This is a genomic window from Streptomyces humi, assembly GCF_001005085.2.
Lineage (GTDB): Bacteria > Actinomycetota > Actinomycetes > Streptomycetales > Streptomycetaceae > Streptomyces > Streptomyces humi.
The window spans coordinates 128,213-144,442 of the sequence record NZ_LBMU02000046.1 but is presented as its reverse complement, the minus strand read 5'-3'; the positions used below and the strand labels follow the sequence as shown (position 1 = coordinate 144,442).

The 16,230-nt window shown below is 71.2% G+C and carries 13 protein-coding genes; 12 read left to right on the top strand and 1 reads right to left on the bottom strand.

What is annotated here, in order from left to right; genetic code table 11:
• The 6 genes from AAW13_RS21975 to AAW13_RS21950 form a co-directional block, all read left to right on the top strand.
• A partial coding sequence (locus AAW13_RS21975) for an MBL fold metallo-hydrolase (RefSeq protein WP_071659632.1) occupies positions 1-562 on the top strand: 562 nt, incomplete at its 5' end.
• Between the two features lie 2 nt (positions 563-564).
• Positions 565-975 (top strand): nuclear transport factor 2 family protein, encoded by a 411-nt coding sequence (locus tag AAW13_RS21970; protein ID WP_046733286.1) that lies wholly within the window; start codon positions 565-567, stop codon positions 973-975.
• Positions 976-1,211: 236 nt separating this feature from the next.
• Positions 1,212-2,105: an aldo/keto reductase gene (locus AAW13_RS21965; protein WP_046733285.1), complete on the top strand. Its 894-nt coding sequence runs from the start codon at positions 1,212-1,214 to the stop codon at positions 2,103-2,105.
• 588 nt (positions 2,106-2,693) lie between these two features.
• Positions 2,694-3,545, top strand: coding sequence for an MBL fold metallo-hydrolase (locus AAW13_RS21960; RefSeq protein ID WP_046733284.1), 852 nt, complete (start codon positions 2,694-2,696; stop codon positions 3,543-3,545).
• Between the two features lie 92 nt (positions 3,546-3,637).
• Entirely contained in the window at positions 3,638-4,654 is a 1,017-nt protein-coding gene (locus AAW13_RS21955) for a GlxA family transcriptional regulator (RefSeq protein ID WP_046733283.1), read from the top strand.
• 64 nt (positions 4,655-4,718) lie between these two features.
• Positions 4,719-6,215: an FAD-dependent oxidoreductase gene (locus tag AAW13_RS21950; protein WP_046733282.1), complete on the top strand. Its 1,497-nt coding sequence runs from the start codon at positions 4,719-4,721 to the stop codon at positions 6,213-6,215.
• 77 nt (positions 6,216-6,292) lie between these two features.
• Here the strand turns inward: AAW13_RS21950 and AAW13_RS21945 are convergent, their stop codons facing one another.
• Entirely contained in the window at positions 6,293-6,928 is a 636-nt protein-coding gene (locus AAW13_RS21945) for a TetR/AcrR family transcriptional regulator (RefSeq protein ID WP_046733281.1), read from the bottom strand.
• A gap of 683 nt (positions 6,929-7,611) precedes the next feature.
• On the opposite strand from AAW13_RS21945, the gene AAW13_RS21940 reads away from it, so the two are divergent.
• The 6 genes from AAW13_RS21940 (at position 7,612) to AAW13_RS21915 (ending at position 16,168) form a co-directional block, all read left to right on the top strand.
• Complete coding sequence (locus AAW13_RS21940; protein WP_046733280.1) at positions 7,612-10,545, top strand: AfsR/SARP family transcriptional regulator; 2,934 nt, start codon at positions 7,612-7,614, stop codon at positions 10,543-10,545.
• A 255-nt stretch (positions 10,546-10,800) separates the two neighbouring features.
• Complete coding sequence (locus AAW13_RS21935) at positions 10,801-11,637, top strand: alpha/beta fold hydrolase (RefSeq protein ID WP_046733279.1); 837 nt, start codon at positions 10,801-10,803, stop codon at positions 11,635-11,637.
• A 106-nt stretch (positions 11,638-11,743) separates the two neighbouring features.
• Positions 11,744-12,400 carry a helix-turn-helix transcriptional regulator gene (locus AAW13_RS21930; RefSeq protein WP_240528681.1) on the top strand — a complete coding sequence of 219 codons (657 nt, stop codon included), beginning with the start codon at positions 11,744-11,746 and terminating at the stop codon, positions 12,398-12,400.
• Positions 12,401-12,512: 112 nt separating this feature from the next.
• Positions 12,513-14,195, top strand: coding sequence for an FAD-dependent oxidoreductase (locus AAW13_RS21925; protein WP_046733277.1), 1,683 nt, complete (start codon positions 12,513-12,515; stop codon positions 14,193-14,195).
• 208 nt (positions 14,196-14,403) lie between these two features.
• Complete coding sequence (locus tag AAW13_RS21920; RefSeq protein WP_071659631.1) at positions 14,404-15,231, top strand: enoyl-CoA hydratase/isomerase family protein; 828 nt, start codon at positions 14,404-14,406, stop codon at positions 15,229-15,231.
• A gap of 70 nt (positions 15,232-15,301) precedes the next feature.
• Positions 15,302-16,168 carry an alpha/beta fold hydrolase gene (locus AAW13_RS21915; protein WP_046733276.1) on the top strand — a complete coding sequence of 289 codons (867 nt, stop codon included), beginning with the start codon at positions 15,302-15,304 and terminating at the stop codon, positions 16,166-16,168.
• Positions 16,169-16,230: the final 62 nt, after the last annotated feature.

Sequence of the window (16,230 nt, the reverse complement as noted above, 5' to 3'; positions counted from 1 at the left end):
CGCGAGGTTCGTCGCCACCCCGATCGTCGTCGAGCACATCCAGCACTCCTACGAGGGCAAGCTCAAGGCCTGGGCCGCCCTCGGCGCCAACCTCCCCACCCGCCTGGTCGACCTGGAGCCGCTGACCGGCGACCTCACCCTGGAGGGCCACCTCTTCCAGCTCAAGGGCGGCCCGGCCGGCCTGCCCGACCGCCACTACCTCTGGCAGGCCGAACACCGCGCCCTGCTCGGCGGCGTCCTGCTCTTCCAGCAGGAACACGTCTGGGTCGCCGACACCCCCACCCCCGGCGACCGCGCCACCTGGACCGGCCTCCTCGACGAGATGACCGCCCTCGACCCGGAACTCGTCGTCCCCGGCCACCGCCTGCCCGGCACCGCGGCCGACGCCTCCGCCATCACCGCCACCCGCGACTACCTGCTCGCCTTCGAAGAGGAACTGGACAAGGCCGCCGACGGCGCCACGCTGAACGACGCCCTCGTCAAGCGCTACCCCGACCACGGCATGCTCATCGCCGCCCAGATCGGCTCCAAGGTCGCCAAGGGCGAGATGAAGTGGGGCTGACCATGGACGAGTTCACCACCTCCACCGCGCCCGCCGACGTCGTACGCCGCCAGTACCTCGCCTCCGCGGCCGGTGACCTGGACGCCCTGCGCGCCACCCTCGCCCCCGACGTGGAGTGGACGGAGATGGCCGGCTTCCCGCTGGCCGGCACCTACCGCACCCCCGAGGGCGTCACCGCCGACGTCATGGAACAGCTCGGCAAGGACTGGGACGGCTGGACCGCCCACGACGACACCTACGTCGTCGACGGCGAGAACGTCGTCGTCCTCGCCCGCTACACCGCGACCAACAAGGCCACGGGCCGCCCGATCGACGTCCGCGTCGCCCACCACTTCGTCGTACGGGGCGGACTCATCGTCCGCTTCGAACAGTTCGTCGACACAGCCCTCGTCCGCGAGGCCATGCCCGACTGAACCGGCATGAGGAACGGCCGGCCACCCAGGCAGGACCACCGCAGCGGCTCTGCGTAGCCGGCGCGGGACGCGGTGTCATCCGCCCCGCCCTGCTAGACTGCCGACCGACAAGAGAGCCTTCTCGACGCGGACGATGACCCGCCGGGAAGGCTTTTCTCATGCCCGGGGCCCTGCCTCGACCCGCCGCGGCGCGCCACCGGTCCCCCGTTCCCGGCCCGCAAGAGGAGACGCATGTCATGAGCGCCCAGACCGACACCAAGGCAACCGCCGGCACCGGGCGACTCGGTGACCTGACCGTCAACCGCATCGGGTTCGGCGCCATGCGCCTGACGGGTACCGCACCCTTCGACCACGGCGTGCCGCGTGACCGCGAGCAGTCGATCGGCCTGCTCCGGCGGGCGGTCGAACTCGGCGTGAACCACATCGACACCGCCGCGTTCTACTTCTCCGCGACGCGCTCCGCCAACGAGCTGATCAACCGGGCCCTGGCACCGTACCCGGAGGACCTGGTCATCGCCACCAAGGTCTGGCCGGGCCGCGATGCCTCGGGCGCGTGGTGGTGGGCCGCTCCGGAGCAGTTGCGCGGCCAGGTCGAGGAGAACCTGCGTCAACTCGGCCGGGATCACCTGGACTTGGTGAACCTGCGCGTGCCACCGAGCCGGCGGGCCGCATCGATCGGCGAGCACTTCGGGGCGTTGGCCGAGCTGCGCGACGCCGGACTGATCCGCCACCTCGGCATATCCAACGTGACGGCCGATCAACTGACCGAGGCCCGGGCCATCGCCCCGGTCGTCTGCGTGCAGAACCCGTACGGGATCGGCGCGACGGGCGAGGACCGGGCGCTCCTGGAACGCTGCGGTGAACTCGGCGTCGCCTTCGTGCCGTTCTTCGCGATCGCCGGTGCCGGCCGTGAGGCGGGGCCGGCTTCCGATGACCGCGAAGAGGTGCGCGCCGTCGCCCGCGCGCACGGTGCGTCCCTCGCCCAGGTCCGGCTCGCCTGGACCTTGCAGCAGGGGCCGCACGTACTGGCGATCCCGGGCACTGGCGATCCGGATCACCTCGCGCAGAACATGGCAGCCGGCGCGCTGCGGCTCTCCCAGGAGGAGCTGGCGCGCCTCACCTCGTCATGACCGACCGTCACGCGTGCGTGAGTTGGTGCGGTACGTGGCTGTGACCCCGTTGCCTGCTCAAGGGGCTGGGGGCGGGCTGCTTGAGGAAGAGCACGCAGGCGGCCTCGGGCGTGCCTCGGACGACGGCTCTGGCGGCGGTCGCCGAAGTGGGGCGTGCGGGTGACGTGGCCGGCGTTCTGGTCGGCGCCGACGGCATCCGATCCACGATCCGCGCCCTGCTGGATCCGAACACCCCTCGGCCCCCTGCGCCGGCCCGGTCAGCCCCGCGCGCAACGGATCACGTTTCCTCTTGGTTCGACGGGCAAGGCAGCAGAGTGCGACGAGGGCAAAAGGGTTGCCCTATCGGTTCGCCCCTACCTGTCCGCGGCCCTTCCCGGCGTTCACGGCCGGAGGATTGGCTGCGGCGCGTGGGGGATGTCCCGCACGGAGGGAAACGCGGTTGCGCCCGTTGCCCTCCGCTTCGCAGCACTGGCTCTGTACGGCCGGCTCGAAGCAGAGGCTCGAGACAGACACCGCACACCGCGCAGCCGGCCGCCCAGGCGTGGACAGGGCGGCGAGCAGTGTCTTCGTCAGCTGAGAGGAACAACGATGACGTCCTTGGCCTATGCCGTACATGTCAGCCCGATGCAGCCCATGGCACCGACCGCCCTGCCTCCCCGGCCGGACGGTGGCCCGCTGCTGTGGTCCCCGCTGTCCACCACACTCGTCTACGGTCCCCGCGAGGCCGTCCTGGTCGACCCGGGGCTGACCACGGAGCAAGGGGTCGCGGTCGCGAAGTGGGCCGCGGGTTTCGGTCGCACGATCACCGGCATCTACGTCACGCACGCGCACGGCGACCACTGGTACGCCACGGCGCCCGTGCTTGAGCAGTTCCCCCACGCCAAGGTGTGGGCCACGGCGGAGACGATCGCCGAGATGCAACGGACCACACCCGGAGGTCAGCCGAACCCGTTCTGGGGAGCCACGTTCCCCGGCCTGATCGGCGACACCCCGGTCATCGCCGAGTCTGTCCCGGACGGCGGTCTACAGGTCGACGGGCAGCTGCTCGTCCCGCATGCCGCCGGACACACCGACACCGAGCACACGACGTTCCTGCACGTGCCGTCGTTGGACCTGGTCGTCAGTGGCGACGTCGTCTACAACCAGGTGCACCAGTACCTCTCCGAGGCTGGAGACCATGGCATAGACACCTGGCTCAGTGCGATCGACGCCGTCGCCGCTGTCGCCCCGGCCACCATCGTGGCCGGCCACAAGAACCCCGATCGCGACGATCCGGCGTCCATCCTCGACGACACCCGCGACTACCTGCTCGCGGCCGCGGAGGTCTTCGCCGGTGCCACCAGCAGGGTGGAGTACTTCGAGGCGATGGTGCGGAGGTTCCCGGGCTGGTTGAACCCGGGCATCGCCTGGCTGACCGCGGTCGGTCGCTGGGCTTCCTGAACGGCACCTCACGTCGCTCTCGCTTTCCGGGTGCGACGCCGAACACATGCATGCCGGACGAGAGAAATCCATCCAGTCGAGAGAGTCCGGCCATGATTGATCCACCGCCCCCGCCGTCGGCCGGCGCGCAGCCGCACCAGGTCGCGGTTCTCGCGCTCGACGGGGTGTATCCCTTCGAGCTCGGGACCCCCACACGTATCCTCGGCGCGGCCGACGGCCGCTACGAGGTCGCCGTGACGTCCGTGGACGGCGACCCGGTGCGGGCCGAGGGCGGATTCACCATCACGCCGAATCGCGGTCCCGAAGTACTGGCATCCGCGGAGACGGTCATCGTCGCCCCGATCGACCCCGCCGGCCTGACCCGCGATCTGCCGAGCGGTGTCGCCGCCGCCCTCGCGCGCATCACCCCGGGCACGCGCATCGCCTCGATCTGCACCGGTGGGTTCATCCTGGCCGCGGCCGGGCTCCTGGACCATCGCCCCGCCACCACGCACTGGGAGTGCGCTCCCCTGTTCCGCAAGTGGTATCCGCACATCCGTCTGGACGAGAGCGTGCTGTTCGTCGACGACGGTGACGTGCTGACCTCCGCCGGGGCGGCCTCCGGCATCGACCTCTGCCTGCACCTGATCCGCACCGACCACGGCGCCGGGCCGGCCAATGCCGCGGCGCGGCGCTGCGTGGTGCCCGCGTTCCGTGAAGGCGGCCAGGCCCAGTACATCGAACGCCCCGTCCCGGACGACGACGCGACCTCCACGTCCGCCACCCGCGAGTGGGCGCTTCAACAGCTGGGCGAACCCCTGACGCTCCCCCAGCTGGCGCGGCACGCCCACATGAGCCTGCGTACCTTCAGCCGCCGGTTCCGTGCCGAGACCGGGGTGACACCACGTCAGTGGCTCATCAGGCAACGCCTCGACCGTGCTCGCCACCTCCTGGAGTCCAGCGACCTGACGATCGACCAGATCGCCACCGAGATCGGTTTCGCCACCGCGGCCTCGTTGCGCCAGCTCATGAACGCCGAGCTGGGCGTCTCCCCGGTCGCGTACCGCCGCGCCTTCCGGTCGTCGACCCGCCCTAATGACCGCCTGGTCATTAGGACTCCCGAGTCGTAGGCTGTTAATGACCGATTGGTCATCAAGACCATCGGCAACCGAGCCCAACAGGAGATGAGACGGCGTGTCCGGAGACAGCAAGTCCACAACTCACCAAGTGGTGATCGTCGGCGGCGGCCCCGTCGGCCTGTGGACCGCTCATGAACTGGCCCTGGCGGGCGTACGCCCCCTCGTCCTTGAGCGGAGCGAGCACCGCAGCGCGCATTCCAAGGCCCTCGGCGTGCATCCGCGGACGATCGAGGTGCTGGCCATGCGCGGACGCCACGAGGAGCTTCTGGCAGCCGGCCGCCCTGTGCCGAACTGGCATTTCGGGATGCTGGACGCCCGGCTGGACTTCCGGTCGCTGCCGACGCCCTTCCCGTTCATGCTGGCCTTCCCGCAGTCCGCCACCGAGCAACTTCTCGAGCGGTACGCGACCGAACTGGGCGCGGAGGTGCGGCGCGGACACGAGGTGGTCTCCCTGACCCAGGACGACGAGACCGTCACGCTCGGCGTCCGCGGCCCCGACGGCTCCTATGAAGTGACAGCCCAGTACCTCGTCGGCTCCGACGGCACCCGCAGCACGGTGCGCCGGCAGGTGGGATGCGAGTTTCCCGGCACCGAGACCTCCGCGTACGGATATCTCGGCGAGGTCGTGCTGGACAGCCCGCCGCCGGCCGGGTTCCAGGCCCTGAACGAGGCCGGCCGCCTCCTGGTGGTGCCACTCGCGCACGGCAGATACCGGGTCACCGGGTACGACCCGCTCAACCAGCACCGTGACCCGCTCACGTTGGAAGAACTCCGGGACGCCGCACGGCGCATCGCCGGCACCGACTTCGGAATGCGCGACCCGTCCTGGCTGACCCGGTTCGGCAACGCGACACGCCTGGCCGCCTCCTACCGCACCGGCCGGGTGCTGCTGGCCGGGGACGCCGCGCACAGCCACTTCCCCGCGGGCGGGGTAGGTCTCAACGTCGGTCTCCAGGACGCCATGAACCTCGGCTGGAAACTGGCCGCCGTCGCCCAGGGCAGGGCGGGCGCGGAACTGCTCGACACCTACCACGCGGAACGGCACGCGGTGGGCGAGGAACTGGCGGAGCACACGCTGGCGCAGAGCGCGCTGATCACCGGCCTCACACCGGACGTCAGCGCCCTGCGATCCCTGCTGAGCGACGCGGTGGCCGGCGATCCGCACTTCTCCCGGATGCTGGCGGGCAAGCTCTCGGGACTCGACACGGTCTACCCGCCGACCGACCCGCACGCCCACCCCCTCACCGGTGTCAGGGCATACGATCCCGAGGGCCAGGGCGTCCTTCCGCTGTTGCGCGACGGCCGTCCGGTGCTGCTGACCATGGGTGACACTCCTACGTCCGGGGAGGTGGCCGAACGGGCGGCGACGGCCGGTGTCACGGTGCACCGCAGCCGCCTCTCCGTCACGGGCGGCGAGCAGTGGGCGGGCGTGACCGCGGCGCTGCTGCGACCCGACGGGCACGTGTGGTGGGCGACGGAGCACACCGTCGCCACCCCCGGTCACGCCAGTGCGACGATCAAGGCCTTGGACACCTTGCCCGCACCGCGATGACGCCCGGGCATGCCGCCGGCAGCGAGCCCGTCGCCCTGTGCGGCACGCCGCGGTCGCCGTGCCGGCGTCCTCGGCCGCTACCGTCCCCCGCCCTGCTCTCCGGGCGGCGATCCGGCGCCCGGGTCTGCGTGGAGCACCGCTTCGAGAGAGGCGGTGAGGTCCGCGGTCAGCTGTTCGGCGCTCATCTCCGCGAGCGCTCCGGCCCGTACGACATACCGGCTGAACGTGACGCCGACGAGCAGGGCGGCGACGAACGGCAGCCGGTGCTCCAGGTCGTACGCGTCCAGGAACCGGCGGTACACCGCGTCGGTACGTTCCTGCATCGCCACGTACAGGGCCGCGGCGCTGCCGGTGTCATCGGCGGCGCTGCGCAGGAGCGCCACGAACGTGTCGTTGCCGTCGGCGCCTTCCATGCGACGGACGTAGCCACGAGCGATGCGCGAGGCCAGCGGCTCCTGGGTGTCCTCGGCCAGGGCGTCGATGTCCCGGGTGCCCGGGACGGCCGCCAGGAACAGGTTTTCCTTGCTGCCGAAATGACGTAGCACCGACCCATGGGTCACGCCGGCGCGGCGGGCGATGTCCCGCAGGGTGGCCCGGTGGTAGCCGCGCTCGGCGAAGGCCTGCGCGGCGGCTTCCAGAATGGCTCGCCGGTGCAGTTCCGGGTTCCGCGTGCGGCGGGGCGGGACGGACAGGTCGGTGTCGGGTGCGGCCATGGGCCGAGCCTAGCGTCGCGGCCGTTCCCGCCGCCGAGCCGGCCGCTTCCCCAGCGGACGTCCGTTGAAGGCCTCGGCTTGCAGGACGTGGCGGCCTGCGCGCAGGGCCTCGCCGGGCCAGGACAGGGTGACCGTCCGCGACCCGCCGGGCAGCAGCCGGAGGTCGCTGTCGCCGCACGACGAAGGCAGTACGCCGTCCCCGCCGCCAGATCCGGTGTCTGCCAAGCGTGGCGTTCACCGTGCGGGCGCCTGGCATGCCGCGGGGGGCGTGGCGCCCGATGAGGCTGAGTCGTGGCTCGGCCGCGCCCTTGGCGGCGGAGTCGCAGGTGCGCGCAGGCACCCCGGCCGGCCGAGGAACCTCGTGAATTCGAGTCCGGTCGCCGAAGCCCCGCCGCCGCGGGACGGCCTGGGCGATTCGAACCGAAGTGGCAGGCGAGACCGGTTTGACAGGCTGAAAATGACCGACCATATTAAAGGCAGGGCCGCCCACCGGGCGGCCGACAGGGCCCGAGGACGCGCCGTGATCAATCGGTCCGGTCGGCCCGCCTGCACGGTTCCGGGGCCCGCACCGACCGCGTGCACCCCGGAACCACCGGTGCCGGACGCCTGGCGGTTGATCTCCGGCCGACCGGTACGTGGCGCGGTGGCCGGAGAGTGGAGTCGGCGGCAAGGAGAGATGCACGATGCCAGGGTTGTCGCACGATGCCCGTGATCACGCCGTCCGGTTCTCCGTACTCGGCCCGGTGCGGGTCTGGCAGGACGGCAGCGAACTGTTGCTCGGCCCGAAGCAGCAGCGGCTCATCCTTGCCGTGCTGCTGGCGCGTGCCGGGCGGCCCGTGTCCATGCACGAGTTCGTCGATCTGCTGTGGGACGGCGAGCCGCCTTCCAGTGCGACCAACGCAGTGCACCGCTATGTGGGCGCGTTGCGCCGCTTGTTGGAGCCCGGCCTGCCCGCGCGGTCGCCCGGCCGGTGGCTCGCCCGGCAGGCGGGTGGGTACATGTTGCGTGTCGACGCCGACTGCCTCGACCTGCTGGGTTTCCGGGCCCTGGTCGATCAGGCGCGGCAAGCGGAAGTCGCGGGCGACTCGACGGGATCCGTCGGGCTGTTCATCACCGCTCTGAGCCTGTGGCAGGGAAGGTGCGCGGCGGATCTGGAACCGGTCAGTGGCAGCCACCCCTCCTTCGTCATGCTGGAACACGAATACGTGTCGGTGGTGTGCGAGGCGGCGGACACGGCGCTGCGCTGCCGTCGCGCCGAGGCGGTGCTGCTGCCGTTGCGGCAGGCCGCGGAACGCAACCCGCTGGACGAGGCGCTGCTGGCGCGGCTGCTTCTGGTGTTGGCCGCGGACGGCAAGCAGGCCGAGGCCCTGACGACGTACGCCGAGATCCGCCTGCGTTTGGCGGAGGAGCTGAGCGTGGACCCCGGCTCCGAGCTCCGGGCCGCCCACGAACGGATACTGCGGCATCGCCTCGACGCCGGTCTGCCCCCGGAGACGACGACGGCGGAGGGTGGGGAGACCGCCGCCTCCGCACCGGCGGTCCCGGCCCCTTCCATATTGCCGAGCGCGCCTTCGGCGCGCACCGTCCGTCCGGCCCAGCTCCCGCCCGACCTGCCGGTGTTCACCGGTCGCGAGGAAGCGCTCGCGCAGGCCCGGAGCGTGGCCGCGCGGGGCGGGGGTGCCCTGCGCGTGCTGGCCGTCGACGGCATCCCCGGCGTGGGCAAGACCACCCTGGCCGTGCGCTTCGCCCACCAGGTGGCCGCCGAGTTCCCCGACGGGCAACTCCACGCGGATCTGCGGGGGTTCACCCCGGACGGCAAGCCAGCCGATCCCACGGACATTCTCCAGTCCTTCCTCGACGCCCTAGGCGTCGCCCCCCAGCGCGTCCCTGCCCGATCCGACGCCCGAGCCGCCCTCTACCGCACGGTCATGGCCGACCGGCGCGTCCTCGTCGTCCTCGACAACGCGCACGACCTCGCGCAGGTCAGACCCCTCCTGCCCGGTACCGGTCACTGCATGGTCGTCGTCACCAGCCGCAGCCGCCTGACCGCACTGGCCACCGCCCACGGAGCACACCTGCTCACCCTCGACGTGCCCGGCTCCGCCGAGGCGGCCGACGTCTTCCTCGAACGCGTCCGCGCCAGCCGCCCGCACACCGCCCCGCACGAGATCCGTCCGCTCGTCGAACGCTGCGGCCGCCTCCCCCTGGCCGTGGCCGTCCTCGCCGCCCGGGCCGCCGCCCACCCCGAACGCCCCCTCCACGACATCGACCAGGAACTGTCCGCGACCGACCACAGTCTGGACGCCTTCAGCGACGACAACCTCGACAACGACGTACGGGGCGTCTTCTCCTGGTCCTACCGCACCCTCGGTCCCAAAGCCGCACACCTGTTCCGGCTCCTCCCCCTGCACCCCGGCCCCGACGTCACCGTCGCCGCCCTCGCCACCATGGCCGGCATCACACCGCGCGAAGCCGCCTGCGCCGTCGGCGAACTCGTGCGGGCCAGACTGCTCACCGCGCACGGGCGAGACCGTTACTGGGCCCACGACCTGATCCTCGCGTACGCCGCCGAACTGGCCGTCCAGTACGAGCCGGACCGGCCGGCCGTCCGGTCCCGCGTCTATGACCACTACCGTCAGACCGCGCATGTCGCGAACCTGTTGCTGCGGCCCGGGCCCCAGCCGGCCGCGCCCGCGTCGCCGCTGCCGTCGGTGACGCCGGAGCCGCTCGCGGACCCGGCCGCGGCGACGGCCTGGTACACACGGGAACGGGCGGTGCTGCGCTCGGTGGTGGAAGCCACCGCCGCGCACGGCGACAGCCGGATGGCGTGGGAACTCGCCCTGACCCTGCAACTGTGCCAGCAGCGCATGGGATGGTGGCACGACTGGGCCGCCACCATGCGGTCCGCTCTCGCGGCGGCGCGCAGGACCGAGGACGCGGAGGGGCAGGCCCGCACCCACCACGGTCTGGCCGGCGCCCTGCACCACCTCGGTGACCTGCCCAACGCACTGCGCCACCTGGAACGAGCACGTCATCACTTCGAACAGCTGAGGTCCACCACCGACCTGGCTCATGTCCTGCGGAACATCGGCCTCGTCCACCACACCCAGGGGGACCATGTCCGTGCCCTGCGTCATCTGGAGAGGGCCCTGGAGCTGCTGGACGGGCCCGATGCCGACCCGCTCAAGGCCACGATTCTCTCCATGGCCGGAATGGCCCGTGTGGAACTCGGTGACCTGGAGGAGGCCCTGCGGCTGTTGCGCACCGCTGTCGCGATGTTCCACGACATGCGCGACCTCAACGGTGAAGGACTGACCCTGACGGTGATCGGGCAGGTGCACCGTCGGCGGCGCGATCACGCCCGGTCGGTTCTGTACTACGAGCGGGGCATCGAACTGCTGCGGCTGGCAGGGAGCCGGGCGAACGTGGCCGAGGAGCTGATGGCACTCGGCGAGGTACGACTCGACGCCCGTGACGTGCCGGGAGCACGACGGGCCTGGACCGACGCCCTCAGGAGCCTGGAAGATCCCGACCTGCCGCTGGCCCTCCGGGTCAGGAGGAAACTGACCCGACTGGACGCGGCGACGGAGCAGCGGCCGGCGGCATCGGTCAATTGACTGCACGGCAGGTGCCACGGCCGCGGCCGCACTCGACGGCGTCGGCGCGGGGCACCCCGTCGAGGAGAACGCCCTGCCGGAAGGACCCATGACCGGTAACGACCGGACAGGCCACCTCCGCCGATAAGTCGTTAGACGGATTCGGCCGCGCTCGTCGCGCAGGAGGGTGTGTTCGTCGCCCGGCAACACCGTCCGGGCGACACCGTCCCACCCCCTCGGCGCCACCGCGGCGCCACACACCCGAAAGGTCACACCATGCCGTACATCACCGTCGGCCAGGAGAACACCACCGACATCGAGCTGTACTACGAGGACCACGGCACCGGCCGCCCCGTCGTGCTCATCCACGGCTACCCGCTCGACGGCCACTCCTGGGAGAAGCAGACCACCGCCCTCCTCGGCGCCGGCTACCGGGTCATCACCTACGACCGCCGCGGCTTCGGCCAGTCCAGCCAGCCCACCACCGGCTACGACTACGACACCTTCGCCGCCGACCTCGACACCGTCATCGAAACCCTCGGCCTCCACGGTGTCACCCTCGTGGGCTTCTCCATGGGTACCGGCGAGGTCGCCCGCTACATCTCCACCTACGGTTCCGCCCGCGTCGCCAAGGCCGCCTTCCTCGCCTCCCTGGAGCCCTTCCTGCTCAAGACGGACGAGAACCCCACCGGCGCCGGTGACCAGGCCTTCTTCCAGGGCGTCTCGGACACCGCCAAGAACGACCGCTACGCCTACTTCACCACGTTCTACAACGACTTCTACAACCTGGACGAGAACCTGGGCACCCGCATCAGCGAGGAAGCCGTCCGCAACAGCTGGAACGTGGCCGCCGCCGGAGGTGCGTACGCCGCCTGGGCCGCCCCCCTCACCTGGCCCACCGACTTCCGCGACGACATCCCCAGGATCGACGTCCCCGCCCTCATCGTCCACGGCACCGCCGACAACATCCTGCCCATCGACTCCACCGGCCGTCCGTTCCACAAGGCGCTCCCCCAGGCCGACTACGTCGAGATCGACGGTGCCCCCCACGGCCTGCTGTGGACCCACGCCGAGGAGGTCAACGACGCCCTCCTCACCTTCCTCGCCAAGTAGCACCGGAACCCGGTGATCACACATGATACGAAGTGCCGTCGAGGCGCCGGTGCGGGAGCTTTCGGAGCCGGCCGGCCGATTCCGTCTGACGTCCGTACCGGGCGCCTTGGCAACCAGGGCCATAGGAGAGGGCGAGAACCGCGACGCCGTGCCGTTCACGCTCACTCTGACGGCGAGCGACGTACTCACCGAGGAGGGCGCGCAGGCCTACCTCCGCGGGGCGTCAGGAGTGCGCGTCCTGCCCTGGGACGACCGGCACGATGCCGATGTGGCGCTGGTGCTGGCGCACCGGGTCACGCCGGCCACACTCACACGTGTCGAGGAGGTCACCGGGTCGGACCGGGAGCAGGGACCGCCGGTGCTGCTGGTGGTGGACTCGATCAGCGAGCGACACCTGTGGCACGCGGTGCACCGCGGAGTGGTGGGCGTGCTGCTGCGCGGCGAGGTCGGTTACGCCGACATCGTGCGGGCGAGCCGCAGGGCGTTGCGCGGAGAGTCACCGCTGCCGCCCACCCTGGTGCGCGCGCTGGTCGAACGTCTGCGCTCGGTGCCCGGACGCAGGCCGGACTCGTCCGGCCTGTCCGCCCGGGAGGTGGACGTCCTGAGGCTGTTGGCCGAGGGGTTGAGCACCACCGAGGTGGCGGGACGCCTCAACTACTCGGAACGCACCATCAAGAACGTGCTGCACGAGGTCATCACCAGGCTGGGCCTGCGCAACCGGACGCAGGCGGTGGCCTACGCCATCCGCAACGGCGCGCTGTGACGACGACACATCTGGAACCGTTCGTGCAGGCGGACTGTCCTGGCGGGCACATGTGCGTCGCCGGGAACACATGGCGGGGCCCGGCGGTGTGGCCCGGTGGCATTCTTCGGGCATGGCAACCTCATTCCCCGAGATCGGTGATCGCCCCGAAGATCTCGCCACCGCCGCCGGAGTCCGGCTGGACGCGGGTCAGCTCGCCCGGGCCGTCCGGTACGCAAGCCTCGAGGAGGTCCGGGCGGGAGACGTCCTCTATCAGGTCGAGGACGACTCGGTAGACCTGTTCCTGTGCGGAACGGCGACGCTGGAGGCGGTCATCCCGTCCTCGGAGGGCGGCGACGGGCATCTCTTCATGACCCACGGTCCCGGCCAGTTCGCCGGCGAACTCAACCTGCTCACGGGTCAGCGGCGCGGGCTGACCGTCCGCGTCGCGGTCGGCGGCACGGTCCACCGGGTCGAACCAGCGGCCTTCCGCAGGCTGATGGCCCAGGAGACGGAGCTCTCCGACCTGCTTCTCCGGGCGATCCTGGCCCGGCGCCGGCTGCTGCGGCAGGCGACGGAGCAGACCCTGCGGATCGTCGGCGACGCCGACTCCGCCGCGGGCCTGGCCATGCGCACCTTCCTGGGCCGCCAGGGGGTGCCGCACCGGTGGCTGGACAGCGGCTCCCCGCAGGGCGGGGCCGCGATGCGCTCCTCGGGTCTCACCGAGGAGGAGCTGCCGGCCGCGCTGTCGGCACGCGGGGCGACGCCGCGTGTGACCCCGGGTGTGCTGAGCCAGCGGCTCAACCTCGCCTACCGGCGCAGGGGACACGGCTCGACCGACCTCACCGTGGTGGGTGCGGGTCCGGCGGGGCTGGCGGCCGCGGTGTACGGCGCCTCCGAGGGCCTGGAGACGGTGCTGCTCGACGGAGTGGCCGTCGGTGGCCAGGCCGCCACGAGCGCACGTATCGAGAACTACCTCGGTTTCCCCTTCGGGCTCAGCGGGGCCGACCTGACCGCGCGTGCGGCCGTACAGGCACTGAAATTCGGTGTGCACCTGGCCAGTCCGTGCGGTGTGGTCGGGCTGAGCACGGAGGGCCGCGAGCACGTCGTGACCCTGACGGACGGAACCCGTGTCGAGACGCGGGCGGTGATCGTCGCCACCGGTGCCGAGTACCGGGCGCTTCCCCTTGACGGCTGGCTGGAGTTGACCGGCTGCGGCATCTACTACGCGGCCACCGATCTGGAGGCCCAGGCAGTGGCGGGACGGCCGGTCGCGGTGGTGGGCGGCGCCAACTCCGCGGGGCAGGCCGCCCTGCACCTGGCCAGGTACGCCTCCGGGGTCACCCTGGTGGTACGGGGACCCGATCTCGGTGCCCGGATGTCCGCGTACCTCGTGGAACGTGTCCGGAACGACCCCCGGATCACCGTGCTCACCGGCACCGAGGTGACGGCCCTGCACGGCAGGCCCCGCCTGGAAGGGGTGTCCCTGACCGGCCGCGCCGACGGCGCCGGGGGGCGGCATGTCGCCTGCGCGGGCCTGTTCTGCTTCATCGGGGCCCGGCCCGCGACAACCTGGCTCGACGGGGTGCTGCTGGACTCGGACGGGTTCGTGCCGACGGACCGGCAGCTGTCGCCGGAGGACCTCGGGCCGCGCTGGAAGGAACTGGGACGCGAGCCGCTGCCGTACGAGACCAGCGTGCCGGGCGTGTTCGCCGCCGGTGACGTGCGTCTGGCCTCGATGAAGCGGGTCGCCGCCGCGGTCGGTGACGGCGCCGGCGCCGTGCGTTCCGTCCACCAGCACCTCGCGACGGTCTGACGGCCGATCCGAGAGGGTCTGTTCGCAGTCACACGTGTGAGCCAAGTGTGCCCTATAGGGCACCGTTGGCGTCCGGTGGCGCTCAGGGCGTGCGGACGACCGTAGTGTCGTGGTCGGCGGCCGGTCCTCTGCGACAGGGCCCATGTGCCACTTCCTGCGTGCACCCCTACGAACTTCCTGCGTGCACCCTACGAACCGGGACTTCTCCATGTCGAACAACGCAACCGTCTCCACGCACGCCCCCGTACGCGCCGAACAGCAGGGGCCCGGGTACTGGAAGGTCACCTTCGACAATCCCCCGTTCAACCTCTACGAGCCCGAGGTGGAGTCCGCGCTGGCGCGGATCATCGACCGGCTGGAGGGGGACCCCGAGGTCAAGGTGGTCGTCTTCGACAGCGCCGTGCCGGACTTCTACATGGCGCACCTGAACCTGGGCAGGGTCGCGGAGTTCGGGGAGGGGATGCCGACCTGGTTCGACATGGTCGGAAGGCTCGGCACGGCCCGGTTCCTCACGGTGGGTTCGCTGCGCGGCCGTGCGCGTGGCATCGGCAACGAGTTCCTGACCACTCTCGACGTGCGGTTCGCCAGCCGGGAGAAGGCCGTGCTCAGCCAGTTGGAGATCGGCACGGGGATCATCCCGGGCTGCGGTGGCATCCAGCGCCTGGTACAGCTCACCGGGCGGTCACGGGCTCTGGAGATCATCACCTCCGGTGAGGACTACGACGCCGACACGGCCGCGCTGTACGGCTGGGTCAACCGCGCTGTCCCCGACGCCGAACTGGACGCGGTCGTCGACCGCTACGCGCGCCGGATCGCCTCCTTCGACACCGACGCGCTGCGCGCGGTCAAGGAGATCGTCAACGAGGAGGCGCCGCTGCACAGCCCTGACGATCTGGCGGTCACCCACCGGCGCTTCGCCGGGCTGCTCGCCCGGGACTTCGTACAGGAGCGCCTGCGGCTGTCGGCGAAGGCGAGCCCGGAGGTCATCCAGGACCTGGAACTGAACATGGGCGAACGCCTCGGTCCCCGCGGCTAGTCCGGACGGCGGCCCGTCTTCACCCTCCTGGCTTTCCTCTCCCGTTCACCAGTGCTGAAAGGCGTTCATCATGACCACCGAATCCACCCACAGCCAGCTCAAGGCGCCCAACCTGCACGTCGAGGCCGCCGACGGCGTCACCTACCGCTACCGCCGGTTCGGCCGCTCCGACGCGAGCAGTCTGCCGGTGGTCTGCCTGGTGCACTTCCGCGCCAATCTCGACAACTGGGATCCCGAGTTCGTCGACGCCCTCGCCGCCGAGCGGGAGGTCGTCCTGGTGGACCTCGCCGGGGTAGGGGGGTCCACCGGGACCACTCCGAACACCGTCGAGGAGATGGCGTACGACGCGATCGCCTTCCTCGACGCCCTCGAGTTGCGCCGGTTCGACCTGCTCGGCTTCTCCCTCGGCGGTTTCGTCGCCCAGGAGATCGCGCTCTTCCGCCCGTGGCAGGTACGCCGGCTGGTGCTGGCCGGCACGGCGCCCCGCGGCGGCCGGGACATCCATCAGTACACCGCGGGCGCCATCCGTGAGGCGGCCCTCGACGACGCTCCCTCCGCGGCCAACCTGCTCACCCTGTTCTTCGAGAAGAGTTCGTCCAGCCAGGCCAGGGGCGTGGAGTTCCTCAAGCGCCTGGGTCTGCGCACCGCCGACCGGGACACCGCGACCGACCTGGCCGTCCGCGACGCCCAGCTGACCGCGATCTCCGCGTGGGGTGTGCGGGACGACTCGCGCCTGCAACGTCTGGAATCCATCCGGCAGCCGGTGCTGGTGGCCAACGGCGACAACGACGAGATGGTTCCCACCCAGAACACCTACCTGCTGGCCGAGCACCTGCCCAACGCGAAGCTGAGCATCTACCCGGACGCCGGCCACGGATTCCTTTTCCAGTACCCGGCCGAGTTCGCCGCCGAGGTGAACACCTTCCTGGGCGGCTGACGGCCCGTGCGGCGAGCGCCCGAGGTCCGCGCTCGCCGCACGGCCCCTCCGTATCGCACACA

Bases quoted from the DNA above. Each gene is read 5' to 3' on its own strand.
- AAW13_RS21945 (WP_046733281.1), bottom strand. From the start codon at position 6,928: ATGGCCGCACCCGACACCGACCTGTCCGTCCCGCCCCGCCGCACGCGG.
- AAW13_RS21920 (WP_071659631.1), top strand. From the start codon at position 14,404: ATGTCGAACAACGCAACCGTCTCCACGCACGCCCCCGTACGCGCCGAA.
- AAW13_RS21915 (WP_046733276.1), top strand. From the start codon at position 15,302: ATGACCACCGAATCCACCCACAGCCAGCTCAAGGCGCCCAACCTGCAC.
- AAW13_RS21935 (WP_046733279.1), top strand. From the start codon at position 10,801: ATGCCGTACATCACCGTCGGCCAGGAGAACACCACCGACATCGAGCTG.
- AAW13_RS21925 (WP_046733277.1), top strand. From the start codon at position 12,513: ATGGCAACCTCATTCCCCGAGATCGGTGATCGCCCCGAAGATCTCGCC.
- AAW13_RS21955 (WP_046733283.1), top strand. From the start codon at position 3,638: ATGATTGATCCACCGCCCCCGCCGTCGGCCGGCGCGCAGCCGCACCAG.
- AAW13_RS21940 (WP_046733280.1), top strand. From the start codon at position 7,612: ATGCCAGGGTTGTCGCACGATGCCCGTGATCACGCCGTCCGGTTCTCC.
- AAW13_RS21965 (WP_046733285.1), top strand. From the start codon at position 1,212: ATGAGCGCCCAGACCGACACCAAGGCAACCGCCGGCACCGGGCGACTC.
- AAW13_RS21970 (WP_046733286.1), top strand. From the start codon at position 565: ATGGACGAGTTCACCACCTCCACCGCGCCCGCCGACGTCGTACGCCGC.
- AAW13_RS21960 (WP_046733284.1), top strand. From the start codon at position 2,694: ATGACGTCCTTGGCCTATGCCGTACATGTCAGCCCGATGCAGCCCATG.